Below are 26,974 nucleotides of genomic sequence, written 5' to 3'. Positions count from 1 at the left end.
CGTGGACCGGTTCGACTACGTGATCGTCGGCGCGGGCGCAGCCGGTTGCGTGCTCGCCAACCGCCTCAGCGAGGACCCCGGCGTCCGCGTCGCGCTGGTCGAGGCCGGACCGGACCGGAACGCCCGCAAGGCTATCGTGCGGACGCCGCTGGCCATGGTCACCTTCATGGCGCCGGCGCTGGCCTTCCTCGGCGGCCCGAAATTCATGTCGTGGTTCGAGACGGAGCCCGAGCCGGGGCTGCAGGGACGCACGATGGCGCTGCCTCGCGGCCGGGGCAGCGGCGGCAGCACCAACGTCAACGGCCAGATCTTCATCCGCGGCCAGCGCGAGGATTTCGACGGCTGGCGCGACCTCGGCAACCCGGGTTGGGGGTTTGACGACCTGCTGCCCTATTTTCGCAAGCTTGAACGTTTCGAGCCGCTGGCGGACCCTGCGTCCGGCCGGCGCATCCGCGTCGACGGAAAACCCTTCTACGATGATGTCGATCCTGCCTATCATGGCGTTTCGGGGCCGCTGAACATCGCCCCGCTGCGCAGCGTCAATCCGCTCGCCTTCGCCTATCTGGAGGCGGCACGCCTTGCCGGCTTTGCGCTCAATCCGGATTTCAACGGCCCGCGCCAGGGCGGCGTCGGCCTCTACACCTTCACCCAGAAGGATGGCCAGCGCGTCACGGCCGAAGGCGCCTATCTCGACCCGGTTCGCCACCGGGCGAACCTGACGGTCATCCCGGACACCCAGGTGACGAAGGTGCTGTTCGACGGCAGCAGGGCAACCGGCGTCGCGTGGCGGCGCGGCGACGAAACCGGTACGCTCGACGCCCGCGAAGTCATCCTGTCGGCCGGCTCGTTCGTGTCGCCGCATCTCCTGATGCTTTCGGGCGTCGGTCGCGCGCGCGACCTCGCCCGCCACGGCATCGATGTCGTCCGCGACTTGCCCGGTGTCGGCGAGAACCTGCAGGACCATCTCGACGTCACGCTGGAGTACCGGGCAAAATCCACGACGCCCTACGGCATTTCGTGGAAGGCGCTGCCGCGCAACGTGCTCCATGTCGGCGACTGGCTGCTGCGCCGGCGCGGGCTGTTCTCGTCCACCACGGGGGAAGGCGGCGGCTTCGTCTCGACCGACCCGGCGAGCGAGCGGCCCGACACACAGCTGTTCTTCTGCACCGGGCGCGCCAACACCCAGGCAGCCTCGGGCTTCACCGGCCACGGCTTCCTGATGCATGTCTGCCAGCTCCGTCCGGGCAGCATCGGCCGCCTGGCGCTGAACAGCGCGGATGCCGGCGACAAGCCGTCCATCCTCTACAACTTCTTCCGCGGCGACAGCACCATGCAGGTGCTGCGCGAGGGGGTCAGGCTGGCGCGGCGCATCATGGCCCAGAAGCCGTTCGAGCCGCATATCGACGCCGAGATCGATCCCGGCCCGGAGGTGCAGTCGGACGGCGCGCTCGACGCCTTCATCCGCGAGCGGGTCGGCACCCTGTTCCATCCGGTCGGCACCTGTGCGATGGGTCCGGGCGAGGAGGCGGTCGTCGATCCGAAGACGCTGCGCGTGCACGGCGTCGCCGGGCTGCGGGTGGTCGACGCGTCGATCATGCCGGCGATCGTCTCGGCCAACACCGTTGCGGCGACCTACTGCCTGGCCGAAAAGGGGGCAGACCTGATCAAGGCGGACGACAGGCGTCTGCCGGACGCGGCCTGAGGGACAATGACGATGGCGGATTTCACCGGGAAGGTGGCGCTGGTCACGGGGACGACAGGCATAGGCCGGGCGGTCGCGCTGCGGCTTGCCCGCGGCGGCGCGCGCGTGCTCGCGCTGGGCATCGACGAGGCCGGCAACGCGGCGCTCGCAGCCACCGACGGGGCGATCGCCGTGCGCAGGGTGGATGTCGCGGTCCCGGCCGAGGTCGAGGCGGCGTTCCGCGCGCTGGAGCTCGAGTTCGGCGGCCTCGACATCATCGTCAACGCTGCGGCGGTGCATCCTTACGGCGACGCGGTCTCCACCGATCCGCAGACCTTCCAGCGCTGCCTCGCGGTCAATGTCGGCTCCATCCACCTGACGGCGCATTGGGGCGTGCCGCTGATTCGCACGCGCGGCGGCGGCGCCATCGTCAACATCTCCAGCGTGCAGGGGCATGCCTGCCAGCCCGGCGTGGCCGCCTACGTCGCCTCCAAGGGCGCGATCCACGCGCTCACCCGCGCCATGGCGCTCGACTTCGCCGCCGACAGCATCCGCGTCGTGTCGGTGAGCCCGGGCTCTGTGCGCACGCCCATCCTCGAGCTTGCCGCGCGCACCTTTGACGGGCCGGACGCGGACATCGATGCGGCCTTCGCCCGCTTCGGCGCTGCCCATCCGATCGGCCGCATCGGCGAACCCGAGGAAGTCGCGGACCTCGTCGCCTTCCTGGCGTCGCCCGCGGCAGGCTTCATCACCGGATCGGACCATGTCATCGATGGCGGGCTGACCGCCGCCATCGGTGTTCGCTGAAGCATCGCAGGAGGGTATCATGACGGACGACGCCAGCACGCAGTGGGTCGGCACCGCCGGTCCACGTTTCGCCCAGCGCCCGGCGCATCGCCGCTGGCTGCTCGGCCAGGCGATGGGCCTGCTCGACTTCTTCCAGCACGGCAGCTTCAATCCCGCCGGGGGCTTCTTCCCTCTCGACGACCGCGGCATCCCGTTTCCGGCGGCCGGGGACGGCGGCGTCGTGCGCCAGATCCACGACACCACGCGCACCGTGCACTGCTTCGCCATTGCCCACCTGCTCGGCCTGCCCGGCGCCGACCGCATGATCGATCACGGCATGGAGTTCCTGTGGCGGCGCCATCGCGACGGCGCGCACGGCGGCTATTTCTGGGGTGTCGACGACGGTACTGCGACCGACCCGAAGAAGCAGGCCTACGGCCACGCCTTCGTGCTGCTCGCGGCGTCGTCGGCCAAGGTCGTCGGCCATCCCGACGCCGACCGCCTGCTGGCGGACGTCACCGAGATCCTGCGCACCCGCTTCTGGGATGCGGCGGCGGGGGCCACCACCGAGGAATACGCCGCCGACTGGTCGCCGCTCGGCGACTATCGCGGCCAGAACTCCAACATGCACCTGACCGAGGCATTGATGGCCGCCTACGAGGCGACCGGCGAGAAGTCCTATCTCGAGATGGCCGAGAGCATCGCCGCGCTCATCATCGGCCGTCATGCGCGCGAGCAGGGCTGGCGCGTCGCCGAACATTTTACCGGGGACTGGCAGGTCGATCGAGACTATGAGGGCGACCCGACCTTCCGGCCGGCCGGCACCACGCCCGGCCACGCGCTCGAATGGAGCCGCCTGCTCGTCCAGCTCTGGGAACTCGGCGACCGCAAGCACGACTGGCTGATCGACGCCGCGAAAAGACTTTTCCTGAAGACCGTCGAGATCGGCTGGGCGCCGGACACCGGCGGCTTCTACTACACGCTCGACTGGCAGGACCGGCCGGCGCGCTCGGACCGCTTCTGGTGGCCCTGCGCGGAAGGCATCTGCGCCGGCGCGGTGCTAGGCGCGGTCGATCCCGACCCGCGCTACGAGGAATGGTACCGCCGCATCTGGGGATTTGCCATGAACCACCTGATCGACCACCGCAACGGCGGCTGGTTCCCCGAGCTGGACTCCGCCCTGAAGCCGGTCAACCGCGTCTTCCAGGGCAAGCCCGACCTCTACCACGCGCTGCAGGCCTGCCTCATCCCGCTCTTGCCGCCCGACGGCAGCATCACGCGGGGGCTTCTCGGCGGCCTGCCGGCGACCGACGCGTAGAGGTCAGATCCCCCAGCGCAGCGCCGGTGTATGCACCGGCGCGTCCCACAGCCTCGCGGCTTCGTCGTCGAGCATGGTCAGCGTGATCGAGCAGCCCGCCATGTCGAGCGAGGTAACGTAGCTGCCGACGAGCGAGCGGACGACGGTCACGCCCTGCTTCTCCAGCAGCTTTCGCGCGCTGTTGTACATCAGGTAGAGCTCCATCGACGGGGTGCCGCCGAAACCGTTGACGAACAGCAGCGCGTTGCCTCTTGCCGCGCTGCCGAGGTCGCCGACGATCGCCGCGCAGATTTCCTCGGCGATCGCGTCCGCGCTCTTCAGCCGGTCGCGCCGACGGCCGGGCTCGCCATGGATGCCGACGCCGAACTCCATCTCGCCGTCGCCGATCTCGAAGGTCGGCTTGCCGGCCGCCGGCACCGTGCAGGAGGTCAGCGCGACACCCATCGAGCGGGTCGCGCGGTTGACCGTGTCGCCGAGCTCCTTGAGTTCCTTCAGCGAGCGGCCTTCCTCCGCCGCTGCGCCGACGATCTTCTCGACGACCAGCGTTCCCGCCACGCCGCGCCGGCCGGTCGTGTAGAGCGAATCCTCAACCGCGACGTCGTCATTGGTCACCACGTGCATGACGCCTTCCGACATCTCGGCGGCCATGTCGAAGTTCATCACGTCGCCTTCGTAGTTCTTGACGATGAAGAGGCATCCCGCGCCGGTGTTCACCTCGGTGGCGGCCTCCATCATCTGGTCGGGCGTCGGCGACGTGAAGACCTGGCCGGGGCACGCGGCGTCGAGCATGCCCTGCCCGACGAACCCGCCATGCAACGGTTCGTGGCCCGAGCCGCCGCCCGAGATCAGCGCCACCTTGCCCGGCTTGAGGACCTTGCGGCGGATGAACTTGTGTCCGCCGCCAAGCGTCAGGATGTCGGAATGCGCGGCCGCGAAGCCGTCGAGGCTCTCGGCCAGCACGGTGTCGACGCCGTTGATGAACTTCTTCATGCGATTTCCTCCGCTGTTCCGCACCGTCGGCCCCTCTGCCTGCGATGCGGGTGGCCTGCTGCCTATCCGCCCTTGCCGGCGATGCTGGTGATCCTGTGGATGAATTCGTTGATGGCGCGGTCGAGCGCGGCGTTCTGCTTGGCGTCGCCGAGATCGGGCACGACCAGCGAAACGTGTCGCGTGCGCCGCATCTCGCCGTCCACGGGAGCCTTGCCGGGATGCGCGATCCGGTAGGGCGCCAGGAAGGCGTCGCGCTCCTGCTGGCTGAAGTGGCAGACCGAAAAGATCGCCTGCAGGTGCTTGGCCGGGATCGGCGTCGAATAGACCGGGCTGGTGATCTGGGTGACGAAGCTGCGGTGCTTGCCGAGCGCGTCGGCAAGCCGCTGGCGCGTGCCGGACGGGCGTTGCTCGATGACGGCCGACAGCACGCTCTTGTAGGCGCGGATCGACGCTTCAGCGTCGGGCAGGGCGGGCGTCGCCTTCTTCGCCATGTCAGACCGCGACGTCGGCAATGGCCGCCTTGGCAAGCGCAAGCTGCGCCGGGACCACCGACAGGTCGCGCAGCCCCGCCCTGAGCAGATGCGGGATCGCCGCCGGGTCGCCGCCGGCATCGCCGCACAGGCTGACCGGTATCGCATGATCGCGCCCGAAACCGGCGACGCCGGCGATCAGCCGGAGCACGGCGGGGTTGGCGACCGAATTCAGCGCGGCGACCGACGCATTGTCACGCGCCGCCGCCATCACATATTGCGTCAGGTCGTTGGAGCCGATCGAGAAGAAGGCCGCGCGGGAGAAGAGTTCGGGCGCGATCGCCACCGAAGGCACCTCCACCATGATGCCGAGCGGTGGCATGGAATGCGGCACGCCGGCCGCGCCAAGTGCGTCAGCCTCCTCCCTGAAGAGCGCCAAGGCCCGCTCATACTCTTCCGGCACGGCGACCATCGGCAACATCACCTTCAGGGCGCCGTGGACCGCAGCCCTGAGCAGCGCGCGGATCTGCAAACGGAAGATCTCGGGGTTGGCCAGCGACAGGCGAATGCCCCGCAGGCCGAGGAAGGGGTTGCTCTCCTCGACGGTGAAGCCCGGCACCGGCTTGTCGCCGCCCGCGTCGACGGTCCGGATGGTGACCGGCTTGCCGGCGGCCCATTCGAGCACGCGGGCATAGGCGCGGTACTGGGTTTCTTCGTCGGGCAGGCCGGCGGCCTTGCCGAACAGGAATTCCGTGCGCATCAGGCCGACGCCGTCGCAGGTCGCGATATCGATGGTCTCGACATCGGCCGGGCCGGCGATGTTGACCTGCACGCGCACCGGCGTCCCGTCGGCGGTCGCGGCAGGCCGGTAGAGATAGTCCTCCGCCTGCCGGCGTCGCGCCGCGAAGGCGCCGGCATTCGCCCGGAAAAGATCGGCCTCGTTGCCGGCGTCCCCGAGCAGGATGTTTCCGTGTTCGGCATCGAGCAGCGCGACCCCCTCGAAATGCGTCGGCAGCGGTCCGAGACCGACCACCATCGGCACGCCCCGTGAGCGCGCAAGCATGGCGACATGGCTCGCCGAACTGCCGGCCGCCAGCGCGATGCCGCCGCCCTTCGACCAGTCGGTCGCCAGGAAGCGCGTCGGCGCGATGTCGTCGCCGACCAGGATGGCGCCGGCCGGCGCCTCGGCCGCTCCGCTCGCCGTCAGCGCGTCCAGAACCTGCTGCCTGATGTCCCTGAGGTCGGCCGAGCGTGCCCGGAAATACTCGTCGTCCGCTGCCTCGTAACCCTCGATCTCGGCCGCCAGCGCAGCCGACCAGGCTTCGTCGGCCGCGGCGCCGTTCTCGATCGCCGCAAGGGCCGGGTCGGACAGCGAATCGTCGGCGAGCATGGCGAGTTGGAACTCCAGCATCTCGGCGGCTTCGCCCGTCGATTGCGCGGCAAGCTCCGCGAGCTTTTCGGAGGCGGCTGCGATGGCCGAACGCAGCGCATCGGCGTCGTCGGCGGGAGAGGCCTTGCGCTCGTAGCGCGAAGCCGCCGCGGCGAGCCCGAAAAGCGGTCCCTTTGCATAGCCGGCCGAAGCGGGCACGCCGGTCAGGCGGATGGCTGTCGGGGCAGGGGACAGGCCGCTAGGCGCTCCTGGCATGAGCTTCGCCCTCACCAGCCTCGTCGAAGTCGCGCGTGACGAGCGCCACCAGCGCCGCGACGGCTTCCGAGGCGCCTTCGCCGTGCGCGCGCAGGTAGAGCGTGGTGCCCTTCGGCGCCTTCGCCGCCATCACCTTGACGATCGACTTGGCGTCGATCCAGGGGCCGCCTTCGGCGAGCGCCATCTCGACAGTCGCGGGAAACGTCTTGGCGAGCTTGGTGAACTTGACGGATGGCCGTGCGTGAAGCCCGACGGCATGGGTGATTTCGACCTTGGCTGATGCTGTCGCCGTCATGGCTTCTTCCCGTTCGTTCACGCCGGCGCGAGTTCGTGCGCGGTGGCGACGACTTCCTTGAGCGAGGCGCCGCCGGAGGCTTCCGTCGCCGCCATCACCGCGCCCTCGACGATCGGTGCATTGCAAATGACGATCTTCGCGCTTCGCGGTTCGCCTATCATCTCGACGGCCATCTCGCTATTTGTTTCGGCCCCGCCGAGGTCGACGAGGATCGCCACGCCCGCATCCGACCATGCCCGGTCGATCGCCTCCATGATCTCGCCAACCTGCGTTCCGAGGCCGCCGTCCGCATTGCCGCCGCACCAGGCGAGCGGCACTTCCTCGCCGACCATCTGGCGCACCATGTCGGCCGTGCCTTCCGCGACCTTGGCCGAGTGGGAGACGATGACGATGCCGACGTTCTTCATGCGCCGCCCTCCAGGCTTTCTGCCACCGCCCGCACGATCAGCGCGCTGGAGCGCGCCCCGGGATCGACATGCCCGACGGAGCGCTCGCCGAGGAAGGATGCGCGCCCCCGGATCGCCTTCATCGGCGCCGTCGATTGGGCCGCGGCGTCTGCCGCCGTTGCGATGTCTGCCGGGCCCTCGCCGGCGACAAGCGCCGCCTGCACGGCATACAGCACGTCGAGCATCGTCTTCTGGCCGGCCTGCGACTTGCCGCGGGCGGCCACGGCGTCGATTGCCTTGCCGAAGGCTCCGATGAGGTCGGCGCGGCCGGGTTCGGCCGGAAGGTCCTTGCCGAGCGACATGAACAGCGTCCCGAACAGCGGACCCGACGCGCCGCCAACGGTCATCACCAGCTTCGTGCCGATCGCTTTCAGCGCCTCGGGCAGCGGCTTGGCGGCGAGCCCATCCGCATCTGCCCTGACCGCCTCGAAGCCGCGCTTCATGTTGAGCCCGTGGTCGCCGTCGCCGATCGCCTGGTCGAGCGCGGTCAGTTCGTCCGCATGCGCAGCGATCGTATCGGCGACGGCCTCGATCAGTTGCTTCAGATCAATCCTGTTCATCGCGGCGGCTTCCATCACCCTGCTATCCTGTTGCCTGCGCCATCGAAGAAGAGCGGTTCGCGCAGGCGTATGGTCACCCGGTCCCCCTTGGCGAACGGGGTGTCGGGGTCGGTCAGCGTCACCAGCTTGCGGTCGCCGACCGTCACATGCAGGTGGTTCTGGTCGCCCAGGTGCTCGACCCAGTCAACCGTCCCGTCGGCATGGCCGTTCGCCGTCTTTTCGATCGCCAGGTGCTCGGTGCGCGCGCCGATGGTCGTCGCGCCGGCCGGCGCGTTCGTCTCGGGCAGCAGGTCGGCGGGGAGCAGGTTGATCGCCGGCTGGCCGAGTCGCGCCGCGACGTGCAGGTTGGCCGGCTGGGTGTAGATCTGCCGGGGCGTGCCGATCTGCACGAGCCGGCCTTCGGACAGTATGCCGATGCGGTCAGCCATCGTCATCGCCTCGATCTGGTCGTGCGTGACATAGAGCATGGTCGACCCCAGTTCCGCCTGGATGCGTTTCAGCTCGAGCCGGAGGTCGCCGCGCAGCTTGGCGTCGAGGGAGGAGAGCGGCTCGTCCATCAGGTAGATCGCCGGCTTGCGCACCAGCGCGCGGCCAATGGCGACGCGCTGCATCTCGCCGCCCGAAAGCTTGGTCGACTTGTTCTCGAGCTTGTGGTCGATGCGCACCAGCCTGGCCACCTCGAGGACCCGCGCCTTGATCTCCGCGTCGGACCAGTTGCGGGCCGGCGATCGCAGCGGAAAGGCGAGGTTCTCGAACACCGACAGGTGTGGATAGAGCGAATATTGCTGGAACACGAAGGCGACGTCGCGGGCGGCCGGCTCCAGCGCGGTCACGTCGCGCCCGTCGATGACGATCGAACCGCTGTCGGGACGCTCGAGCCCGGCCGCCAGGCGCAGCGTCGTCGTCTTGCCGGCGCCGGTCGGGCCGAGCAGGACGACAAACTCGCCGTCCTTGATCGTCAGCGTCAGGTCGTCGATGGCCTGGGTGTCGCCGAACGCCTTCGACACGCCGCGAAGCGAGACGTCAGCCATGTGCACCTCCTTCCCGCGCGCTCGTCAGGATGGCGCGGCCGGAGGCCTGCTCGAACAGCGACAGGCGCTGGGCGTTGAACGCCAGTCCGACCGGCTCGCCGGTGCGCAGCCGCACGTCGGCCGGGACGCGGGCCTTCAGCATGCCGCCATCGGTCTCCACCGCCACGATCTGCGTCGTCCCGAGATATTCCGTCCCGTAGATCGAGCCGCGCAGTCGCGAGGCGTCGTCGAAGCGGATGTGTTCCGGCCTGACGCCCAGCGCGCAGTCTGCCCCGGCCAGGTCCTCGCGCACCTCCGGCACGGCGATGTCGGCGCCCTGAACCCGGATCTCGGTCGCCCCCTTGCGCAGGCCGCCCGTGAATTTCAGGAAGTTCATCGGCGGCGAGCCGATGAAGTCGGCGACGAACATGGTGGCCGGGTGGTCGTAGATCTCCTGCGGCGTGCCGAACTGTTCGATGACGCCGTGGTTCATCACCGCGATCTTGTCGGCCATCGACATGGCCTCCAGCTGGTCGTGCGTGACGTAGACCGTGGTCGCGTGGATGCGGTTGTGCAGGTCTCGCAACTCGTGGACCATCAGGTCGCGGAATTCGGCGTCGAGCGTGCCGAGCGGCTCGTCCATCAGGAAGCACTTCGGCCGCCTGACGATCGCCCGGCCGAGCGCGACGCGCTGGCGGTCGCCGCCGGCAAGGCCCGACACCGGCCGGTCGAGCAGATGGTCGATGCGCAGCAGTCGCGCGGTTTCTTCGACGCGTGCCCTGATTTCGGCCTTCGGCATGCCCTGCGCGAGCAGCGGGAAGCCGACATTCTTGCGCACGTTCATGTGCGGGTAGAGGGCGAACAGCTGGAACACGAAGGCGATGTCGCGTTCGCGCGCCCTCAGCATGGTGACGTCGTCGCCGCCGAGCAGGATCTGGCCGCTCGTCGGCAGCTCGAGCCCGGCGATCATCCTAAGCGTCGTCGTCTTGCCGCAGCCCGACGGTCCCAGCATGACGAAGAACTCGCCGTCGTTGACGACGAAGTTGGAATCCTGGACCGCCACGAACGCTCCGAATTCCTTGCGCAGGTTCTGGACCCTGATCTCCGCCATCGCCTACTCCGGGAACTTCGAGACGACGATGAACATGGCGGTCCCGGCCAGCATCGTGATGAACGACCAGGTGTAGAGCGGCAGCGCGAAGGGCTGGAACAGCATCAGGAACCCGATGCCGATGATACCGGTCGCGATGTTCTCCATCAGCCCGCGCCGCAGGACCTTCGGCCAGTTGGATCGTTGCTTCCGTCGCGTGGTCATTTGCGCACCGCCCCGAAGGTGATGCCGCGCAGCAGCTGCTTCCTCAGCAGAACGGTGAACACGAGGATCGGCACCAGGAAGACGGTCGTGCCGGCGGCGACCGCCGGCCAGTCCTGGCCGCCTTCACCGATGATCGTCGGGATGAAGGGCGGGGCGGTCTGCGCGGTGCCTGAGGTCAGCAGCGAGGCGAAGGCATATTCGTTCCAGGCGACGATCAGGCAGAAGATCGCGGTCGCGGCGATGCCGGTCGTCGCCTGCGGCAGCACCACCTTGCGGAACGCCTGCAGGCGCGTGTAGCCGTCGATCATCGCCGCCTCTTCGTACTCGCGGGGGATCTCGTCGATGAAGCCCTTGAGCAGCCAGACGGCGAGCGAAACGTTCACCGCCGTGTAGAGCAGGATCATGCCGAGCGCCGTGTCCGAGAGGCCGATCTCGCGGTACATCAGGTAGATCGGGATCGCCACCGCGATCGGCGGCATGAAGCGCGTGGAAAGGATGAAGAACAGAAGGTCGTCGGCGAGCGGCACGCGAAAGCGCGAGAAGCCGTAGGCGGCGAGCGTGCCGAGGAACACCGCGCAGAAGGTCGAGCCGAAGGCGATGATCAGCGAGTTGACGAAGCGCGGCAGGAAGTTCGAGGGGCCGGCGATCACCATGTTGCGCTTGCGCGTGGTTTCGTCGCAGAAACTCTCCGCCGGCGGCAGCGACGCTATGTATTCGGCGGTCTGGCGCGTGCGCGTCGTGAACAGGTTGCAATAGCCTTCGATCGACGGCGTGAAGACGATCTTCGGCGGGTAGGCGATCGAATCCGGCGGTGTCTTGAAGCTCGTCGCGAAGATCCAGAACAGCGGGATCATCGAGACCATCGCGTAGACCACGACCAGCGTCGCGGCGACGCGCTTCGACGTGACGCTCGGCTCGACGACCGAATGGGCGGACGCGCTCATCGGCTTTTCACCCTGTTCAGCACCTTGACGTAGATGTTGGCGAGGCCGAACACCGCGACGAACAGGATGATGGCGAAGGCCGACGAGAAGCCGGTGCGCCACTTCTCGAACGCCTCGCGCTTCAGCGTGATCGACGCGACCTCGGTGGTCGAGCCCGGCCCGCCGCCGGTAAGGAGGTTCACCATGTCGAACATCTTGAAGTTCTCGATGCCGCGGAACAGCACCGCCAGCATGATGAAGGGCAGGGCCATCGGCAGGGTGATCGACCAGAACTGGCGCCAGTTGGAGGCGCGATCGACCTCGGCCGCCTCGTAGATGTAGTCGGGGATCGAGCGCAGGCCCGCCAGGCAGATCAGCATCACGTAGGGCGTCCACATCCAGGTGTCGACGATGATGATCGCCCAAGGTGCCAGGTCGACCGACGACACCATCAGGATCTCGGTCGGCGGAATGCCGGTGAAGAACGAGACGATGTAGGCGAAGAGCCCGATCTGCGGCTCGTAGAGGAAGCGCCAGAAATTGCCGACCACGGCCGGCGACAGCATCATCGGCACCAGGATGATGGTCGTCCAGAAGGCGTGTCCGCGGAACTTGCGGTCGATCAGGTAGGCGAGGGTGAAGCCGATCAGCGTCTGCAGCACGATCGTCCAGAACACGAAATGCGCCGTCGCCTGCATGGCAACCCAGGTGTCGGCGTCGTGCAGGATGCGCGAATAGTTCTGCAGGCCGACGTTCTTGATCGCCTCGTTCGGCCGGTTGGCGCGGTAGTTGGTGAACGACAGCTGGATCGCCCAGATCAGCGGGAAGATGTTGATCGCCAGCAGGAGCACGATGGTCGGGGCGATGAAGATCCAGGCGACCATGCGGTCCGACAGGCCGCGAACCCGCCTCGCCAGGCTGTCGGGCGTCGCCCGCGCCACGGCTTCCGCCGTCCGATCCAGTATGGTGGTGGTGTCGGTCACGACAGGTTTTCCGCTGGGTGGGTCTAGCATCGCTTCGGGTCTCCGCCCCACGCCACTCTACATGGCGCGGGGCGGGCTTGGGAGGACGAAGGCTACATCTTGCCGTCGTCTTCGAAGATTTCCGTCCAGTCGGCCACCAGGCCGTCGAGCGCTTCCTTCGCGGTGCCCTGGCCGGCCACCACATAGTCGTGGAAGCGCTTCTGCGAGGCCTGCAGCAGCGAGGCGTAGCTCGGCTCGGCCCAGAAGTCCTTCACGATCGCCATCGAGTCGAGGAAGGTCTTCGCGTAGGGCTGGCTGGCCGGGAACGCCGGGTCCTCGACGACCGACTTCAGGCAGGAGAAGCCGCCGAGCGACCACCACTTCTTCTGCACGTCGGTGGTGGCGAACCACTTGATGTACTGCAGCGCGGCGTCCTGCTTGTCCGAATAGGACACGACCGAGATGCCCTGGCCGCCGAGCTGGGCGTACTGTTCGCCGTCGGGGCCGGCCGGATTGGCGAAGAAGCCGACCTTGTCGCCGCCGACCATCTCGTCCTTCTGCAGTCCGGGCCAGGTGAAGGCGAAGTTCATGTGCAACGCCACCTGGCCGGATTTGAAGGCGTCGATGCCTTCGCCCATGTAGCTGTTGGAGGCGCCGGGAGGCGTGCAGCAGTCATAGAGCGCCTTGTAGAACTCGAGCCCCGCGACCGACTTGTCGGAGTTGACGTAGCCTTCCATTTCGTAGGGCTTGTCCGGATTCTCGTACTTGAAGCCGAACGAGTAGAGCACGTCCATGACGCCCATGGTGACGCCCTCGGAGCCGCGTTCCGTGTAGATCGAGGCGCCGTAGACCTTCTTGCCGTCGATCTCGCGGTTCTGGAAGAACTCCGCAATATCCCTCAGCTCGGCAAAGGTGGCTGGCACGGCCAGGTCACGGCCGTACTTTTCCTTGAACGCCGCCTGGATTTCCGGCTTTGCGAACCAATCCTTGCGATAGGTCCAGCCGACCACGTCGCCGAAGGCCGGCAGCGACCAGTAGTTCGGGGTGTTCTTCGGCCACTCGGAATAGCCGACGACCGTTGCGTCGACGAAGTCGCTCATCTTGATCCCTTCCTTGTCGAAGAAATCGTTGAGCTTGACGTAGTGGCCGTTCTCGGCCGAACCGCCGATCCACTGGCTGTCGCCGATGATCAGGTCGCACAGCTTGCCCTTGGAGTTGAGCTCGTTGAGGAAGCGGTCGGCGTAGTTCGTCCACGGGACGAACTCGAATTTCATGCCGATGCCGGTCGCGGCGGTGAAGTCCTTGGAAAGCTCGACCAGTGCGTTGGCCGGATCCCACGCGGCCCAGCAGAGCGTCAGGTCTTCGGCCTGCGAAGCGCCCGTCATGGCGGTCGAAGCGGCGAGCCCCGCAGCCAGGCCGAGCGACACTTTCAATGTCGATTTCATGCCTACCTCCCATTTGCGAGGCGGTCCGGATGACTGCCTCTGAAACCCGTCCCCGGTTCTCCTCCCGGGGCCCAACATGCGCGTGATTGGTTCGCGTCGATGTTGAGTAATTTGTTTAGTTGAAACACAATTCACTAAACACGCAAGAGGAAAAGTGTGTTGCGCTGCACAACGCCCGTGGCCGGTGAGCGCGCCCGCCCGTATTGACGGACGCCCGCGGCGGCAGCACTATTTTTGCGGAGCGGGGCCGTCGACACACGGCGCAACGAAACCCCGGGAGGAAGCAGATGGCCACCTCGATCCGGCTCTTTCGCGGATCGTTCGGGCACGTATCGGTGCTCAACGTCGCGAGCGATTTCGTCACCCACGCCCATGCCGAGGCCCATATCATCCTGTGGCTCGACGGGGCCGCCGGCGAGATGACCATCGGCGGCGAGAAGGTGCAGCTCGGGCCGACCGTCGCCGCCGGCATCAACGCGCTCGAGCCGCACAGCCACGCGCTCGCGGCGGACGGGCGTCCGGGCCGCTTCCTCGCCTTCTACATCGATCCCGAATGGTTATGCCGGCGGCGCGGCGTGGCGCTGGACCGGCCGATCTTTGCCTCGCCGGCGATCCCGGTCGACGACTGGCTGCACGGCGTGGCGGTCGCTCTCCATGCGGAACTCGACGGCGGCGGGGCCGACGATCTCGCCTTCTATGAGATCGAGCGGCTGATCGACTGCCTTGTCGACGCCGCCGATTCCATCGGCCGGCGCCGTCGCATCGCCGCTGGCGACCAGCTCGACATCCGCGTCCGCCGGGCGATCGAGCTGATGCGCGCCAATGTCCACGAGCGCATCTGCTTCGACGCGGTGGCGAAGTCGGTTGGCCTGTCGCGGCCGCACTTCTTCACGCTGTTCAAGGAGCAGACCAGCCTGACGCCCAACGTCTACTGGAACACGCTGCGCATGCAGGAGGCGCAACGGCAGCTGCAATGGTCGCGCGAGCCGCTGACCTCAGTCGCCTGGAACCTCGGCTTCACCACCCAGGGTAACTTCACCCGCTTCTTCCGCGACCATGCCGGCGTGCCGCCGACCCTCTACCGCGAGGCCGCGCGGAACGCCGCCTGACCCGGTCGCGCCGAAGTGAGCCCCGTTTCGGGGACATACGGCAAACGAAAGAATTTCAGACGCATCGATAAGCAATCGAGACGCATTGATAAGCGGCGTTTAGCCCCGCTGGATACTCTTCTCTCAACGCATCGAGGGAGGATTGTGTGCCGAAGATCAGGATTTCGAGCGTCATCGACGCGCCTGTCGACAAGGTCTGGGCGCGGATACGCGACTTCAACGGCTTGCCGGCTTGGCATCCGCGCATGGTCGAGAGCGAGATCGAGGACGGCCGCGGCGCTACCGACATCGGCTGCGTGCGCAAGTTCAAGGTGGCATCCGGCGCGACCATCCGCGAGCGGCTTGTCGCCTTCTCCGACGATGACTTCCTGACCACCTACGCCATCATCGAGCATCCGGCGCCGATCTCGAATCATACGTCGACGCTCAAGCTCGAGCCCGTCACCGACGGCGACATGACCTACGCGGTCTGGACGGCGGATTTCGACGCGCCGGCCGACAAGGGCGACGAGATCGCCAAGGGCATGGGCGAGAACGTGTTCCAGGGCGGCTTCAACGCCCTGAAGAGCCATTTCTCGGGACAGAAGTAGAACCGCGGGGAGGCCCGTATGCCGCTTGCGCTGAAGACCTACCCGACGCTTGGCGAAGCCGGCTCGGCGCTCAAGGAGACAGGCGCCCGCTACCTCGGCGGCGGCACGCTGGTCGTTCGTTCGGCCAACGAGGGCGACGTCTCGTTCTCGACCTTCGTGCGCTCGACCGATCCGGCCCTGTCGGTGATCGACGTGAAGGCCGGTCGCGCGACGGTCGGCGCATCCGTCACCATGTCGGCCGTCGCCGCCCATCCGGACCTGTCGGCGATCGCCATGGCCGCGAAGGCCGTGGGCGGACCTGCGGTCCGCAACATGGCGACGGTTGGCGGCAACCTGTTCGCTGCCGCGCCCTATGGCGATTTCGCCGTGGCGCTCCTTGCGCTCGATGCGACGGTGCACACGACGGCGGGCGACCTCGGCATCGAGGAGTTTCTGGCCAGGCGCGACGGCAGGATCGTCGCCGGCGTCAGCTTTGCCGTGCCATTGGCCGGAAGTTTCCGCTTCCTGAAGGTGTCGCGCGTCCGGCCGAAGGGAACTTCGGTACTCAGCATCGCAGCGGTGTTCGATGTCGACGCCGGCGTCGTCGGGGATGCAAGGATCGCGCTCGGTTGCATGGCGGATCGTCCGATCCGGGCCAGGGCCGCCGAGATGGCGCTCGCCGGCGCAACGCTCGGGGAGGAGGACGTTGCGCCGGCGGTGGCCGCGATCGGCGAGGGCACCGAGCCGATCACGGATGCGGTCGCCAGCGCCTGGTACCGCGCGGAGGTGCTCCCCGTGCACTTCCGCCGCCTGCTTCTGGAATAGCGCGCAAGACGGATGTCGCTGGAGTAGCCGTCAGGGAGGAAAGATGGCGAGAGTCCCGGTTCAGTTCACGCTCAACGGCGAGGAGAAGGCCGAGTTCGTCGAAAGCGGCGCAACGCTTCTCAAGGTGTTGCGCGACAAGCTCGGCGACACGTCGCCGAAAGGCGGCTGCCACCAGGGCACCTGCGGCGCCTGTTCGGTCATCGTCGACGGCGAGCTGAGGCTTTCCTGCCTGACGCTTGCCGAGACCTGCGGCGGCGCCGATATCCTGACTGCCGGCGGGCTCGCCGCGGACGGCCGCCTGCATCCCCTGCAGCGCGCCTTCATGGACGAGTTCGCCGCGCAATGCGGCTTCTGCACGCCGGGCATGATCATGGCCGCCAGGGCGCTGCTCGACCGAAATCCGAACCCGACGCGCGACGACGTTGTCGAGGCGCTCTCCGGCAATGTCTGCCGCTGCACCGGCTACGAACCGATCATCCGCGCCGTGCTGACGGCCGCGCGCTCCAACTCACAGAACGCGGCGTGAGGTCCGAGATGAAACTCGCGAAGAGCTATTTCGCCGACCAGCGCAAGGACGATCTCAGGGAACTCGGCCAGGGCCTGCAGCGCGCCGACGTGCCCGGCCACGTTACCGGCAAGACGGCCTACTTCGCCGACCGCACCTTTCCCGGCATGCTCTACCTCAAGATGGTGCGCAGCCCGCACCATCACGCCCGCATCAGGAGCATCGATCTCTCCGAGGCCGAAAGACATCCGGGCGTTCATCGCATCCTCACCCACAAGGATATCCCGCACAATCTCTACACCGTCCTGATCCTGATTCAGGTCGGGCCGGAGGACGAGCATGTGCTGGCCGAGGACAAGGTGCGCTGGAAGGGCGAGGCGGTTGTCGCCGTGCTCGCCGACAGCGAGCGCGCCGCCAGCGAGGCCGCCGCCAGGGTGAAGATCGACTACGAGGTGCTTCCGGCCGTGCTCGACATCGAGGCCGCGCTGGCGCCCGGCGCGCCGGTCGTCAACGAGCACCACGGCCAGAACCACTACATGTACGACAGCGGGCCGTCGCGGAAGGTGCGCTTCGGCGACGTCGCGAAGGGGTTCGCCGAGGCCGACCATGTCCTCGAGCAGACCTACTGGTCCTCGCCGATCGAGCAGGCGCCGATGGAGACCACGGGCTGCATCGTCACGCCCGACGGCAACGACCGCTTCACCTGCTACACCAATACGCAGGCGATGTTCTTCACGCTCGACAACACCTCGATCATCCTGCAGATGCCCGGCCACAAGCTGCACCTGGTGGGCGGCACGGTCGGCGGCGGCTTTGGCGGCAAGGTCGACGTCACGGTCGAGCCGATCGCCATCCTCGCCGCCAAGCTGACGGGCAGGCCCGTTTCCTTCATCTACAGCCGCTACGAGGAGATGCAGGTTTCCTCGCCGCGCGCCGCCGAGAAGATCGTGCTCAAGGACGGCGTCATGAAGGACGGCCGCATCGTGGCGCGGCAGGTCTGGGGCTACACCGACGCCGGCGCCTACTCGCGCCACTCGCCCTATGGCGCCCAGAAGGGCGCGGCCCACTATCCCGGCCCCTACACCATCCCGAACGTCTGGGTCGACACCTGGTGCGTCTATACCAACCGCACGCCGTCTTCGGCGATGCGCGGCTTCGGCGTGACCATCGCCGACTTCGCGCTTGAGGTGCAGATGGACAAGCTGGCGCGCCTGATCGGCATGGACCCGCTCGAATTCCGTTTCGTCAACGCCTACCGCGACGGCGACATGAAGGCGCATCGCCAGGAAACGACGGGCGCGGCCCTCATCGAGTGCATGCAGGAGGCGTCGCGCGTCGCCAGCTGGCCGGTCGCCGAAAAATACATGAACATGTCGTCCTACAGGGAGAGCTAGAGCCATGGCGATCCGGCGCGGCCGCGGCGTTGCGGCGATCAACTACCCGACCGGCATGAATCTCGGCGGCGACCCCAGCCAGGCGCTTGTGCATTCGACGCCGACCGGCAATTTCATGGTCACGCTGTCCTCGGTCGACCTGGGACAGGGGCTGAAGCAGGTGATGGCGCAGATCTGCGCCGAGACGATCGGCGTCAAGACCGAGCAGGTCATCATCGACACCGCCGATACCGACACCGGCCCGCACTGCATGGGCACCTTCGCCTCGCGCGGCACCCACCGCATCGGCAACGCCGTCATCCAGGCGGCGAAGGAAGCGCGCCAGGTGATGCTGGAGGTCGCAGCCGAGGCGCTCGAAGTCGATGCCGGCGACCTCGACACGGACGGCGAGGGCAACATTCACGTCAAGGGTGCGCCGCAGAAGGCGATCTCGATCTTCGACACCGCCCTGATGGCGCATTTCAAGCTCGGCCGGTCGATTTCCGGTCGCGGCATGTTTTTGGTGCCGCGCTCCTACCCGGAGGTGGAGACCGGCGCGATGAAGCCGTCGACCTGCTATGCGCATGCCTGCACCGTGGCCGAGGTCGAAGTCGACGACGAGACGGGCGAGGTCACCGTCGTCTCGGTGAAAAACGTCTTCGAGATCGGCCGTGCGCTGAATCCGAAGATGGTCGAGCAGCAGCTTGTCGGCGGCTCTTGGATGGGCATGAGCCACGCGCTCTACGAGACGACCGAGCCATACTATCCGAGCCGCGACCACGCCGGCGTCGACTTCAACGAATATCTGATGCCTGGCCCCGGCGACCTCCCGCAGACCGAGATCGTCGTTCTGGAACGCCCCGCCGCAGACGGCCCCTATGGCGCCAAGGGTCCCGGCGAAATGTGCGCCAACCCGCAGATTCCGGCGCTCGCCAACGCCGTCTTCGACGCGGTCGGCGTGCGCATCGACACGATGCCGATCACGCCGGAACGCGTCCTCAGGGCACTGAAGCAACAGCGCGCCGGTTAGGCCCGCAAAGGCGATGTCCGTTTGCGTGAACACCCCCCTCTGGCCTGCCGGCCATCTCCCCCTCAGGGAGGGAGATCGGCTGCGGCAACCGCCTTGCATCGCCTTCAAGGTTGGAGATTGGCGAAAGTCGTGGTGCAGGCTGATCTCCCCCCTTGAGGGGGAGATGGCCGGCAGGCCAGAGGGGGGTGCCTCGCACCTGCGTTCGCTACTATGAGGCCCGCCGCAGACCAGATCGCCGCGTCGCCCGAATCCCTCGCCGCCGGGCTCGCGGACATGCGCTATCTCGCCGACGACGGCCTCGCCACCGCCATCTTCCTCGCCATCCGGCTCGGCAAGCCGCTGCTGCTCGAGGGCGCGCCGGGTGTCGGCAAGACGGAGGCCGCGAAAGCCGTCGCCGCGCTTCTCTCGCGCGATCTCGTCCGGCTGCAATGCTACGAGGGCATCGACGCCGCGCACGCGCTCTACGAATGGAACTACCAGCGCCAGCTTCTCGCCATCCGCCAGGCGGGCGAGCGCGAGGTCGACATCTACGACGACCGTTTCCTGATCGCGCGGCCGCTGCTCCAGGTCCTGCAGGATCCGGAGCGCAGCATGCTGCTGGTCGACGAGATCGACCGGTCCGACCATGAGTTCGAGGCGTTGCTGCTCGAGTTCCTATCGGATTTCCAGATCACGATCCCCGAGCGCGGCACGATCCGTTCGGCGAGCCAGCCGCTGGTCGTGCTCACCTCGAACCGAACGCGCGAGCTGGCAGAGGCGCTGCGCCGCCGCTGCGTCTACCACTGGATCGCCTATCCCGACGCGGACCGCGAGGCCGCCATCATCATGCTGCGCGCCGGCGCGGTGGCGGAAGCCACCGCCCGCGCAGTGGCGAATGCGGTCGGCGAGATACGCGCAAGGCCGCTGGCCAAGCCGCCCGGCATCGCCGAGGCGGTCGAGTGGGCCAACGCCGCCACTGTTCTTGAGAAAGGCGGCAGCCCCTGGCCGGAAGCCTTCCGCCGGGCGCTTGGCGTGCTGGTCAAGGACGAGGAGGACATGCGCTTCCTCGATCCCGAACTCGACCGCATCCTGGAAAAGGCGATGGCGTGACCCCCCTCCCGCAAGGTGCGCGTCCCTTCGCCGGCTTTGCCCGGCATGTCAGGCGTTTCGGCTTTTCAGTCGCAGGCGAACAGGCCATCGCCTTCATGCAGGGCGTGGCGCTGCTCGGGCCGCGTTCGATGGAGGACATCCGGCAGGCGGCCCTTGCCACGCTCGGCCCATCCGCCGACCGCATGGTCGAGTTCGATGCGCTGTTTCGCGGCTACTTCTACGGCGAGGCGACCGTCACGGCCGACGCGCGCGGCGACGAAGACACCGAGGTGAAGGACGACAGCGGCGTCGAACAGCAGGGCGACGGGCGGGACCTCAGGCAGGAGGAGGGCGGCGAAACCGCCTCCGCCCTGGAGCGGCTCGGCCAGCGCGCATTCCTGGCCGACCGCGAGACGCTCGGCCAGTTCCGCAGGGTGCTTCCGTCCGCCCTGCCGCAGCGGCGCTCCCTGCGTTCGGTGCGGACGAATTCCCGCGGCACGCCCGATCTCCGCCGTGCGCTCCGCACTATCGTGCGCGCCGACGGCGACGTGCCGGCGCCGCCTTTGCGCCGCCGCCCGACTGTCGCGCGCCGGCTCTTGATCCTGATCGACATTTCAGGCTCGATGAAGCTCCATACCGGCGACTATCTGAAGCTCGCCCATGCCGCCGTGCAGGCGACCGACCGCGTTGAGGTCTTCACGCTGGGGACGCGGCTCACCCGCATCACCCGCGCGCTCAGGCGCGGCGACGCCGATGCCGCGCTTGGCCGCACCGCCGCGCTGGTGGAAGACTGGGACGGCGGCACCCGCATCGGCCCGACGCTTCTCGCCTTCCTCTCGGTGCCGCGCTTTGCCGCCTTCGCCCGCGGCGCTGCCGTCCTGCTCCTGTCGGACGGTCTCGAGCGCGGCGACCATGCCGAGATGGAGACGGCAATCAGGCGGCTCGGCGCGCGCGCGCATCGTCTGACGCTCGCCACGCCGCTCGCCGGCGATCCGCGCTTCTCGCCACAGACCGCCGCCCTGAAGGCGATCCTGCCCTGGCTCGACGATCTGGTCGACGGCTCGTCGCTTCCACGCCTCGCCGATTTCGTGCTGACGCTTGCCCGGCCGGCGCCACCGGCCGCCTCTCTCTGGAGGAGCAACTCCTGATGCAGAAAGCCATCGATTCCCACTTCCACATCTGGCGGCAGAAGGACCAGCCCTGGCTGGTCGGACCCATGGTGCCGCGCATTTTCGGGCCTTACGAGGCGATCCGCCGCGACTACCCGATCGAGGAATTCCTCGCCGACCAGGAAGGATCCGGCGTCGAGAAGGCCGTCTATGTGCAAACCAACTGGGCGAAGGAGGATTTCGAGAACGAGGTCGCCTTCCTGGCCGAGACGGCGGCGCGGACGGGCTGGCCGCATGCCATCGTCGGCTATGCCGACATGACCGTCGACGACGTTAGGCAGCAGATCGACCGGCTGGTGAAGTATCCGCTGTTGCGCGGGGTACGCATGCAGCTCCACTGGCACGAGACGCCGGCCTTCCGCTTCGCAAAATCCGCCGACCAGGTCATCGACCCCGTTGTGCGCAGGAACGTCGCGCGTCTGAAGGACTACGGCCTTTCCTTCGACCTCCAGCTTTTTCCCGCGCAGATGAAGGACGGGCTGCAACTCGTCGGCGAGAACCCCGGAACCGATTTCATCCTCACCCACGCCGGCATGCTGACCGGCCTCGCCGCGCCGGTCGTCGAGGAATGGAAGGCGGGGCTGCGCACGCTTGCCGAGGCGCCTAACCTCTACGCCAAGCTTTCCGGCCTCGGGACCTTCGCGCATCGCAACGACCCGGAGGTGATCGCCACGGTGGTCGGCAACGCCATCGACATCCTCGGCAGCGACCGGCTGATGTTCGGCTCCAACTTCCCGATCGAAAAACTCTGGACCAGCCACGCCGAGTTGATCGCGGCCCACCGCAAGGCGGTCGCGACGCATGGGGCCACGGTCGAGGCCGACATCTTCTGGAACACGGCGGCGCGCGTCTACCGGCTGGATTGACGTTTAAGGCTGGCACAATGTCGTCGTGGCGACACGGCGCAGGCGCGCATGTGGCGCAAAGCGGCGCGCTTTTGTGCTATGCCGATGCCGCAATCGATCGAAGAGGCGAGCAAGCATGAGCAACCATCTGAAATTCTACATCGACGGCAAGTGGGTGGACCCGGTGAAGCCGGCGCTTCTCGACGTGATCGATCCGTCGACCGAAGAGGCCTACACGCAGATTTCGGTGGGTTCGTCGGCCGATGTCGACCGGGCGGTCGCTGCCGCCAAGGCGGCGTTCCCGGCCTTCTCGCTGACCACCAAGGAGGAGCGGCTGGCGCTCCTGAGGCGTATCCTCGAGGTCTACAACGAGCGCTACGAGGACATCGCGCAGGCGGTCAGCCAGGAAAACGGTTCGCCCATCACCTGGGCGCGCGAGGCGCAGGCCTGGGCCGGCAGGGCGCACATGGAAGCGACCATCAAGGCGCTGGAGGACTACTCCTTCTCCGAACGGCGCGGCTCCACCATGGTGGTCAAGGAGCCGATCGGCGTCTGCGCGCTCATCACGCCGTGGAACTGGCCGCTCAACCAGATCGTCTGCAAGGTGGCGCCGGCGATCGCGGCGGGCTGCACGGTGGTGCTGAAGCCGTCCGAGATCGCGCCGATCTCCGGCATTGTCTTCTCCGAAGTGATGGACGCCGCCGGCACGCCGAAGGGCGTCTACAACATGGTCAACGGCACCGGGCCAGACGTCGGCCAGGTCATGGCCGGCCATGCCGATGTCGATATGGTGTCGTTCACCGGCTCGACGCGGGCCGGCATCATCGTCGCCGAGACGGCCGCCAGGACCGTCAAGCGCGTGGCGCAGGAGCTCGGCGGCAAGTCGGCCAACATCATCCTGCCCGACGCCGATTTCGAGCGCGCGGTGAGGAAGGGCGTCAACGCCTGCTTCGGCAACAGCGGCCAGTCCTGCGACGCGCCGACCCGCATGCTGGTGCCGGCCGCCCGCCATGACGAGGCGCTCGAGGTCGCCAGGAAGGCTGCCGACGCCCACAAGGTCGGCGACCCGCGCCTGGAAGACACCCAGCTCGGTCCCGTTGTCAGCGAGCTGCAGTTCAACAAGATCCAGGGCCTCATCGAGAAGGGTATCGCCGAGGGCGCCACGCTGGTGACCGGCGGCCCGGGCCGTCCGGAGCATCTCAACCGCGGCTACTACGTGCGCCCGACGGTGTTCGGCCATGTGAAGCCGGGCATGGCGATCGAGAAGGAGGAAATTTTCGGGCCGGTCCTGTCGGTGATTTCCTACGAGGACGAGGACGAGGCGGTGAAGATCGCCAACGACACCGTCTACGGCCTCGCCGGCTACGTGCAATCGAAGAACATCGACCATGCGCGCCAGATCGCCTCGCGCATCCGCGCAGGCCAGGTGTCGATCAACTATCCCGAGTGGGACACCTTCGCCCCGTTCGGCGGCTACAAGCAGTCCGGCAACGGCCGCGAATACGCCGACTGGGCGATCCACGACTTCCTCGAGGTCAAGGGCATCATCGGCTACGGCGAGTAGGCTTGTAGTTCCGCTACTTTGACGTGAGGGGTGGCGGGAAGTGCCGACCGGGCCCGCGTCTTTATGCGCGACGCTCAAAGGGACGTCTCGCGTTCATCGGCCGCCCCACCCGTCGCGCCGCCTCCGGCAGTCGTCTCCCTCCCCAAAAAGGGGAGGGAAGGTGCCGTCTCAGCTCAGCTTCGCGATCACCGCCTTCAGCGCCTCGCCGAAGCGGCGCACTTCGTCCAGCGTGTTGTAGTGCAGCAGCGACGCCCGGATCGCCCCGGAATCCATCGACAGGTTGAGACGGTTCATCAGGCGCGGCGCGTACATGTGGCCGTCGCGGATGCCGATGTCGCGCTTCGCCATCTCTTCGACGATCCGCTGCGGCGACAGCTTGCCGATGTTGAAGCAGAAGGTCGGCACACGCTCGTCGAGCCTCGCTTCGTCGGCGACGCCGTAGATCGTCGCGCCGCATTCGTGCAGCACCTTCATCATCGCCAGCGCCAGCACGAGTTCGTATTGCCGGATGGCGGTCATGCCGGCGACGATGTTTTCCCGGCGCGTCCGGTTGTTGGATGGCGCGAAGTTGCGGCCGATGGATTCGAGGTAGCGCACGGCGGCGTCCATGCCGGCGACGTTCTCGTAGATGAAGGTGCCGGCTTCCACCTTGTAGGGCGGCTCGTCGGGAATGAAGTCCTCGCGGAAGGTCGGCAGGCGCTTCAGGAGGTCGAAGCGGCCCCACAGGAAGCCCATGTGCGGCGAAAAGTTCTTGTAGCCCGAGCAGACCAGGTAGTCGCAGTCCCAGGCCTGCACGTCGATCAGCCCGTGCGGCCCGTAGTGGACGCTGTCGAGAAAGACTTCGGCGCCGGCCGCATGCGCGATCCTGGCCACGGAGGCGACATCGACGATCGAGCCGATCGCATGCGCCGTGACCGTGCAGGCGACGAGGCGCGTGCGCTCGCCGACCAGCGGCTTGAGATCGTCGACATGCAGGTTGCCGTCCTCGCGCATCCGCCACCAGACGAATTTCGCGCCCTGCGCCTGCAGCGCCAGCCAGGTCGCGATGTTGGCGTCGTGGTCCATGTCGGTGACGACGATCTCGTCGCGCGTCCGGTCGGCGGCGATCATCTGGCCGATGCCGAGGCTGACCAGGCGGATGAAGGAGGTCGCGTTCATGCCGAAGCAGACTTCCTCGGGGCGGTAGGCATTGATGAGGATCGCCACGCTCTGGCGCGCCTCGTCGATCACGCGGTCGACGGTGACGCTGCGGCCGTAGCGGCCGCCGCGCTGCACGTTGTGCGAGACAAGATGGTCGGTGACGGCGTCGAGCACACTCTGGGGGATCTGCGCTCCGGCGGCGTTGTCCAGGAAGATGAAATCGCCGGCCTTCTGCAGCGCGGGAAACATCGTCCGGATGCGGTCGACGGGAAATGCGTCTGCGGCGGCGGATGAATGCTGGTTCATGGACGTTCCTCGGATATTGCGGGGGTCTTGAGGCCGGCGCTCAGCGCGTCTTCTCGACCTTGAACTTGCGCTCGAGCATGCCGACCAGCCGCACCATCGGCCACAGGAAGATCAGGTAGACGAGCGCCGCGCCGATCAGCGGCGACGGGTTGGCGTAGAGCGCCTGTGCGTTGTTGGCTTCCTTCAGGAGCTCGGGCAGTGCGACCACCGACGCCAGCGACGTGTCCTTGAACATCGACACGCAGTTGCTGGTGGTCGGCGGGATGACGAGGCGCACCGCTTGCGGCAGGATCACCTTGCGAAGCGTCAGCAGGAACGGCAGGCCGAGCGCCTGGGCCGCCTCGAACTGGCCCTGCGGGATGCTCTCGATGCCGGAACGGAAGACTTCCGCCGAATAGGCCGACATGACGAAGGTGAACGCAAGCGTCGCCGACGCCCATGACGACAGGCGGATGCCGACGAAGGGCAGGGCGTAGTAGATCAGGATCAGCACGACCAGCACCGGCATGGCGCGGAAGATGTCGATGTAGCCGATGGCAAGCCAGCGCAGCGGCTTCGGCGCATAAAGGCGGACCAGGCTGATCACCAGCCCGACCGGGATGCCGATGCCCACGGCGAGCAGCCCGAGCTTCAGCGTGTTGACGAGGCCGCGCATCAGCGCCGGAAAGGCCGAAATCATGACCTGTCCGTTGAAGAAGGTGTCGAGCAATGTCATGTGCGTCCCTACCCAAAACAATCGTGCCGGCGGTTGCCGGCACGATTCACCACGACAGGTTCCGGGGCCGTCAGGCCTTCGGCATCGGCGCTTCGGCCGCCGTCGAGGAATCGGCCGGCGCGTCGGTGCCGAACCACTTCTTGTGGATCGCCTGCAGCGTGCCGTCCTTCTTCATCTCGGTGATGGCGTCGTTGATCTTGCCGAGCAGCGGCGAATCCTTGGTCATCATCAGGCCGTACTGCTCGCCGGTCTTGATGCGCTCTACGACGGCGAGGCCCTGCATCTTGGTGAAGGCGTAGTCCATGCCGGGAACGTCGCTGACGACGCCGTCGACGCGGCCGGCGGCGAGGTCGAGCAGAACGTCCTGCTGGGTGTTGTAGCCCTTGACCTCGCTGAAGCCCTGCGCGGCCTGGTTTTCCATCGACCACTTCTCTCCGGTCGAGCCGCTCAGCACGCCGACGACCTTGCCCTTGAGGTCGGCCAGCCCCTTGACCATGCCGTCGGTCTTGGCGGCGACGCCCATGTCGGAATCGTAGTAGGGCTGCGTGAAGGACTGCGAGCCCAGCCGCTCCGGGGTGATGGTGATCGAGGAGATGGCGGCGTCGATGCGGCCCGAGCTCGTGGCGGCGAACAGCGGCTGGAAGTCGTAGCCCTCGATGTTGACGGTCATGCCGGCGCGCTTGGCGGCCTCGGTCACGATGTCCACCTCAAAACCCTCGAAGTTGCCGCTTTCGGCCTTGAACTCGAAAGGCGGGTTGTTCGGGTAGGAGCCGACGTTGAGCACGCCCTCGGCGAAGGCGGAGACCGGGCCGGCGGCGATGCCGGCCAGGGCTGCGGCGATGATCAGGTTGCGACGGGTGAATTTCATCTTTCTTTCCCTCTGTTGGTCCGGACGAGTCCTCCCCGCCGG

At 67.3% G+C, this 26,974-nt stretch carries 28 protein-coding genes; 13 read left to right on the top strand and 15 right to left on the bottom strand.

The window, feature by feature from the left end:
* Window position 1: 1 nt before the first annotated feature.
* The 3 genes from ABUE31_RS16720 to ABUE31_RS16710 are packed head-to-tail and all read left to right on the top strand — an operon-like array spanning window position 2 to window position 3,785.
* Window positions 2–1,702: a GMC family oxidoreductase gene (locus tag ABUE31_RS16720; protein WP_367724816.1), complete on the top strand. Its 1,701-nt coding sequence runs from the start codon at window positions 2–4 to the stop codon at window positions 1,700–1,702.
* Between the two features lie 12 nt (window positions 1,703–1,714).
* The gene (locus ABUE31_RS16715) at window positions 1,715–2,488 is read left to right on the top strand and encodes an SDR family NAD(P)-dependent oxidoreductase (protein WP_367724814.1); all 774 of its coding nucleotides are present in this window, start codon (window positions 1,715–1,717) and stop codon (window positions 2,486–2,488) included.
* Between the two features lie 19 nt (window positions 2,489–2,507).
* The gene (locus ABUE31_RS16710) at window positions 2,508–3,785 is read left to right on the top strand and encodes an AGE family epimerase/isomerase (protein WP_367724813.1); all 1,278 of its coding nucleotides are present in this window, start codon (window positions 2,508–2,510) and stop codon (window positions 3,783–3,785) included.
* A gap of 3 nt (window positions 3,786–3,788) precedes the next feature.
* Here the strand turns inward: ABUE31_RS16710 and dhaK are convergent, their stop codons facing one another.
* The 12 genes from dhaK to ABUE31_RS16650 all read right to left on the bottom strand — a co-directional run bounded on the left by dhaK (window position 3,789) and on the right by ABUE31_RS16650 (window position 13,846).
* Entirely contained in the window at window positions 3,789–4,775 is a 987-nt protein-coding gene (gene dhaK / locus ABUE31_RS16705; protein ID WP_367724812.1) for a dihydroxyacetone kinase subunit DhaK, read from the bottom strand.
* A gap of 62 nt (window positions 4,776–4,837) precedes the next feature.
* Entirely contained in the window at window positions 4,838–5,266 is a 429-nt protein-coding gene (locus tag ABUE31_RS16700) for a hypothetical protein (protein WP_367724811.1), read from the bottom strand.
* 1 nt (window position 5,267) lies between these two features.
* A complete protein-coding gene (gene ptsP / locus ABUE31_RS16695; protein WP_367724810.1) occupies window positions 5,268–6,890 on the bottom strand; it encodes a phosphoenolpyruvate--protein phosphotransferase in 1,623 nt (540 codons plus the stop codon).
* Entirely contained in the window at window positions 6,874–7,185 is a 312-nt protein-coding gene (locus ABUE31_RS16690; RefSeq protein ID WP_367724809.1) for an HPr family phosphocarrier protein, read from the bottom strand. The genes ptsP and ABUE31_RS16690 overlap by 17 nt, the downstream gene beginning before the upstream one ends.
* A 17-nt stretch (window positions 7,186–7,202) precedes the next feature.
* Window positions 7,203–7,592, bottom strand: a complete 390-nt coding sequence (gene dhaM, locus ABUE31_RS16685) for a dihydroxyacetone kinase phosphoryl donor subunit DhaM (RefSeq protein WP_367724808.1) — start codon at window positions 7,590–7,592, stop codon at window positions 7,203–7,205.
* Complete coding sequence (gene dhaL / locus ABUE31_RS16680; protein WP_367724807.1) at window positions 7,589–8,191, bottom strand: dihydroxyacetone kinase subunit DhaL; 603 nt, start codon at window positions 8,189–8,191, stop codon at window positions 7,589–7,591. Before dhaL ends, dhaM begins: the two co-directional genes overlap by 4 nt.
* Before the next feature lie 14 nt (window positions 8,192–8,205).
* Window positions 8,206–9,222, bottom strand: a complete 1,017-nt coding sequence (locus ABUE31_RS16675) for an ABC transporter ATP-binding protein (RefSeq protein ID WP_367724806.1) — start codon at window positions 9,220–9,222, stop codon at window positions 8,206–8,208.
* Window positions 9,215–10,312, bottom strand: a complete 1,098-nt coding sequence (locus tag ABUE31_RS16670; protein WP_367724805.1) for an ABC transporter ATP-binding protein — start codon at window positions 10,310–10,312, stop codon at window positions 9,215–9,217. The genes ABUE31_RS16675 and ABUE31_RS16670 overlap by 8 nt, the downstream gene beginning before the upstream one ends.
* Before the next feature lie 3 nt (window positions 10,313–10,315).
* On the bottom strand, window positions 10,316–10,516 hold the full coding sequence (locus ABUE31_RS16665; protein WP_367724804.1) for a hypothetical protein: 201 nt from the start codon (window positions 10,514–10,516) through the stop codon (window positions 10,316–10,318).
* Window positions 10,513–11,460 (bottom strand): carbohydrate ABC transporter permease, encoded by a 948-nt coding sequence (locus ABUE31_RS16660; RefSeq protein ID WP_367724803.1) that lies wholly within the window; start codon window positions 11,458–11,460, stop codon window positions 10,513–10,515. Before ABUE31_RS16660 ends, ABUE31_RS16665 begins: the two co-directional genes overlap by 4 nt.
* A complete protein-coding gene (locus ABUE31_RS16655) occupies window positions 11,457–12,404 on the bottom strand; it encodes a carbohydrate ABC transporter permease (protein WP_367725036.1) in 948 nt (315 codons plus the stop codon). The genes ABUE31_RS16660 and ABUE31_RS16655 overlap by 4 nt, the downstream gene beginning before the upstream one ends.
* Window positions 12,405–12,514: 110 nt before the next feature.
* Complete coding sequence (locus ABUE31_RS16650) at window positions 12,515–13,846, bottom strand: ABC transporter substrate-binding protein (RefSeq protein ID WP_367724802.1); 1,332 nt, start codon at window positions 13,844–13,846, stop codon at window positions 12,515–12,517.
* Window positions 13,847–14,133: 287 nt separating this feature from the next.
* Here ABUE31_RS16650 and ABUE31_RS16645 point away from each other — a divergent pair, with 287 nt between their 5' ends.
* The 10 genes from ABUE31_RS16645 (at window position 14,134) to ABUE31_RS16600 (ending at window position 23,903) form a co-directional block, all read left to right on the top strand.
* Window positions 14,134–14,955 carry a helix-turn-helix domain-containing protein gene (locus ABUE31_RS16645; protein WP_367724801.1) on the top strand — a complete coding sequence of 274 codons (822 nt, stop codon included), beginning with the start codon at window positions 14,134–14,136 and terminating at the stop codon, window positions 14,953–14,955.
* 146 nt (window positions 14,956–15,101) lie between these two features.
* Window positions 15,102–15,545 carry an SRPBCC family protein gene (locus ABUE31_RS16640; RefSeq protein WP_367724800.1) on the top strand — a complete coding sequence of 148 codons (444 nt, stop codon included), beginning with the start codon at window positions 15,102–15,104 and terminating at the stop codon, window positions 15,543–15,545.
* Window positions 15,546–15,563: 18 nt separating this feature from the next.
* Window positions 15,564–16,349 carry an FAD binding domain-containing protein gene (locus tag ABUE31_RS16635; RefSeq protein ID WP_367724799.1) on the top strand — a complete coding sequence of 262 codons (786 nt, stop codon included), beginning with the start codon at window positions 15,564–15,566 and terminating at the stop codon, window positions 16,347–16,349.
* Between the two features lie 43 nt (window positions 16,350–16,392).
* The gene (locus tag ABUE31_RS16630; protein WP_367724798.1) at window positions 16,393–16,875 is read left to right on the top strand and encodes a (2Fe-2S)-binding protein; all 483 of its coding nucleotides are present in this window, start codon (window positions 16,393–16,395) and stop codon (window positions 16,873–16,875) included.
* 8 nt (window positions 16,876–16,883) lie between these two features.
* Window positions 16,884–18,248: a xanthine dehydrogenase family protein molybdopterin-binding subunit gene (locus ABUE31_RS16625; RefSeq protein WP_367724796.1), complete on the top strand. Its 1,365-nt coding sequence runs from the start codon at window positions 16,884–16,886 to the stop codon at window positions 18,246–18,248.
* Window positions 18,249–18,252: 4 nt separating this feature from the next.
* Window positions 18,253–19,257, top strand: a complete 1,005-nt coding sequence (locus ABUE31_RS16620; RefSeq protein WP_367724795.1) for a xanthine dehydrogenase family protein molybdopterin-binding subunit — start codon at window positions 18,253–18,255, stop codon at window positions 19,255–19,257.
* Between the two features lie 210 nt (window positions 19,258–19,467).
* Window positions 19,468–20,346: an AAA family ATPase gene (locus ABUE31_RS16615; RefSeq protein WP_367724794.1), complete on the top strand. Its 879-nt coding sequence runs from the start codon at window positions 19,468–19,470 to the stop codon at window positions 20,344–20,346.
* The gene (locus ABUE31_RS16610; protein ID WP_367724793.1) at window positions 20,343–21,473 is read left to right on the top strand and encodes a vWA domain-containing protein; all 1,131 of its coding nucleotides are present in this window, start codon (window positions 20,343–20,345) and stop codon (window positions 21,471–21,473) included. Before ABUE31_RS16615 ends, ABUE31_RS16610 begins: the two co-directional genes overlap by 4 nt.
* The gene (locus tag ABUE31_RS16605) at window positions 21,473–22,360 is read left to right on the top strand and encodes an amidohydrolase family protein (RefSeq protein WP_367724792.1); all 888 of its coding nucleotides are present in this window, start codon (window positions 21,473–21,475) and stop codon (window positions 22,358–22,360) included. Before ABUE31_RS16610 ends, ABUE31_RS16605 begins: the two co-directional genes overlap by 1 nt.
* Window positions 22,361–22,475: 115 nt before the next feature.
* Window positions 22,476–23,903, top strand: a complete 1,428-nt coding sequence (locus ABUE31_RS16600) for an aldehyde dehydrogenase family protein (RefSeq protein WP_367724791.1) — start codon at window positions 22,476–22,478, stop codon at window positions 23,901–23,903.
* Between the two features lie 168 nt (window positions 23,904–24,071).
* Here the strand turns inward: ABUE31_RS16600 and ABUE31_RS16595 are convergent, their stop codons facing one another.
* From ABUE31_RS16595 to ABUE31_RS16585, 3 genes are all read right to left on the bottom strand, one after another.
* The gene (locus ABUE31_RS16595; RefSeq protein ID WP_367724790.1) at window positions 24,072–25,349 is read right to left on the bottom strand and encodes a cysteine desulfurase-like protein; all 1,278 of its coding nucleotides are present in this window, start codon (window positions 25,347–25,349) and stop codon (window positions 24,072–24,074) included.
* Window positions 25,350–25,389: 40 nt separating this feature from the next.
* On the bottom strand, window positions 25,390–26,064 hold the full coding sequence (locus ABUE31_RS16590) for an amino acid ABC transporter permease (RefSeq protein ID WP_367724789.1): 675 nt from the start codon (window positions 26,062–26,064) through the stop codon (window positions 25,390–25,392).
* Window positions 26,065–26,134: 70 nt separating this feature from the next.
* Window positions 26,135–26,932 carry an ABC transporter substrate-binding protein gene (locus ABUE31_RS16585; RefSeq protein WP_367724788.1) on the bottom strand — a complete coding sequence of 266 codons (798 nt, stop codon included), beginning with the start codon at window positions 26,930–26,932 and terminating at the stop codon, window positions 26,135–26,137.
* Window positions 26,933–26,974 lie beyond the last annotated feature (42 nt).

This window comes from Mesorhizobium marinum (genome assembly GCF_040813675.1).
Classification (GTDB): domain Bacteria; phylum Pseudomonadota; class Alphaproteobacteria; order Rhizobiales; family Rhizobiaceae; genus Mesorhizobium_K; species Mesorhizobium_K marinum.
This window is presented reverse-complemented; position numbering and strand designations above follow the sequence as displayed.

Coding starts and splice junctions, on each gene's coding strand:
- ABUE31_RS16700 (WP_367724811.1), bottom strand. CDS start 5,266: ATGGCGAAGAAGGCGACGCCCGCCCTGCCCGACGCTGAAGCGTCGATC.
- ABUE31_RS16590 (WP_367724789.1), bottom strand. CDS start 26,064: ATGACATTGCTCGACACCTTCTTCAACGGACAGGTCATGATTTCGGCC.
- ABUE31_RS16625 (WP_367724796.1), top strand. CDS start 16,884: ATGAAACTCGCGAAGAGCTATTTCGCCGACCAGCGCAAGGACGATCTC.
- ABUE31_RS16690 (WP_367724809.1), bottom strand. CDS start 7,185: ATGACGGCGACAGCATCAGCCAAGGTCGAAATCACCCATGCCGTCGGG.
- ABUE31_RS16670 (WP_367724805.1), bottom strand. CDS start 10,312: ATGGCGGAGATCAGGGTCCAGAACCTGCGCAAGGAATTCGGAGCGTTC.
- ABUE31_RS16585 (WP_367724788.1), bottom strand. CDS start 26,932: ATGAAATTCACCCGTCGCAACCTGATCATCGCCGCAGCCCTGGCCGGC.
- ABUE31_RS16660 (WP_367724803.1), bottom strand. CDS start 11,460: ATGAGCGCGTCCGCCCATTCGGTCGTCGAGCCGAGCGTCACGTCGAAG.
- dhaM (WP_367724808.1), bottom strand. CDS start 7,592: ATGAAGAACGTCGGCATCGTCATCGTCTCCCACTCGGCCAAGGTCGCG.
- ABUE31_RS16595 (WP_367724790.1), bottom strand. CDS start 25,349: ATGAACCAGCATTCATCCGCCGCCGCAGACGCATTTCCCGTCGACCGC.
- ABUE31_RS16620 (WP_367724795.1), top strand. CDS start 18,253: ATGGCGATCCGGCGCGGCCGCGGCGTTGCGGCGATCAACTACCCGACC.
- ptsP (WP_367724810.1), bottom strand. CDS start 6,890: ATGCCAGGAGCGCCTAGCGGCCTGTCCCCTGCCCCGACAGCCATCCGC.
- ABUE31_RS16650 (WP_367724802.1), bottom strand. CDS start 13,846: ATGAAATCGACATTGAAAGTGTCGCTCGGCCTGGCTGCGGGGCTCGCC.
- ABUE31_RS16645 (WP_367724801.1), top strand. CDS start 14,134: ATGGCCACCTCGATCCGGCTCTTTCGCGGATCGTTCGGGCACGTATCG.
- dhaL (WP_367724807.1), bottom strand. CDS start 8,191: ATGAACAGGATTGATCTGAAGCAACTGATCGAGGCCGTCGCCGATACG.
- ABUE31_RS16635 (WP_367724799.1), top strand. CDS start 15,564: ATGCCGCTTGCGCTGAAGACCTACCCGACGCTTGGCGAAGCCGGCTCG.
- ABUE31_RS16600 (WP_367724791.1), top strand. CDS start 22,476: ATGAGCAACCATCTGAAATTCTACATCGACGGCAAGTGGGTGGACCCG.
- ABUE31_RS16715 (WP_367724814.1), top strand. CDS start 1,715: ATGGCGGATTTCACCGGGAAGGTGGCGCTGGTCACGGGGACGACAGGC.
- ABUE31_RS16605 (WP_367724792.1), top strand. CDS start 21,473: ATGCAGAAAGCCATCGATTCCCACTTCCACATCTGGCGGCAGAAGGAC.
- ABUE31_RS16615 (WP_367724794.1), top strand. CDS start 19,468: ATGAGGCCCGCCGCAGACCAGATCGCCGCGTCGCCCGAATCCCTCGCC.
- ABUE31_RS16665 (WP_367724804.1), bottom strand. CDS start 10,516: ATGACCACGCGACGGAAGCAACGATCCAACTGGCCGAAGGTCCTGCGG.
- ABUE31_RS16710 (WP_367724813.1), top strand. CDS start 2,508: ATGACGGACGACGCCAGCACGCAGTGGGTCGGCACCGCCGGTCCACGT.
- dhaK (WP_367724812.1), bottom strand. CDS start 4,775: ATGAAGAAGTTCATCAACGGCGTCGACACCGTGCTGGCCGAGAGCCTC.
- ABUE31_RS16630 (WP_367724798.1), top strand. CDS start 16,393: ATGGCGAGAGTCCCGGTTCAGTTCACGCTCAACGGCGAGGAGAAGGCC.
- ABUE31_RS16675 (WP_367724806.1), bottom strand. CDS start 9,222: ATGGCTGACGTCTCGCTTCGCGGCGTGTCGAAGGCGTTCGGCGACACC.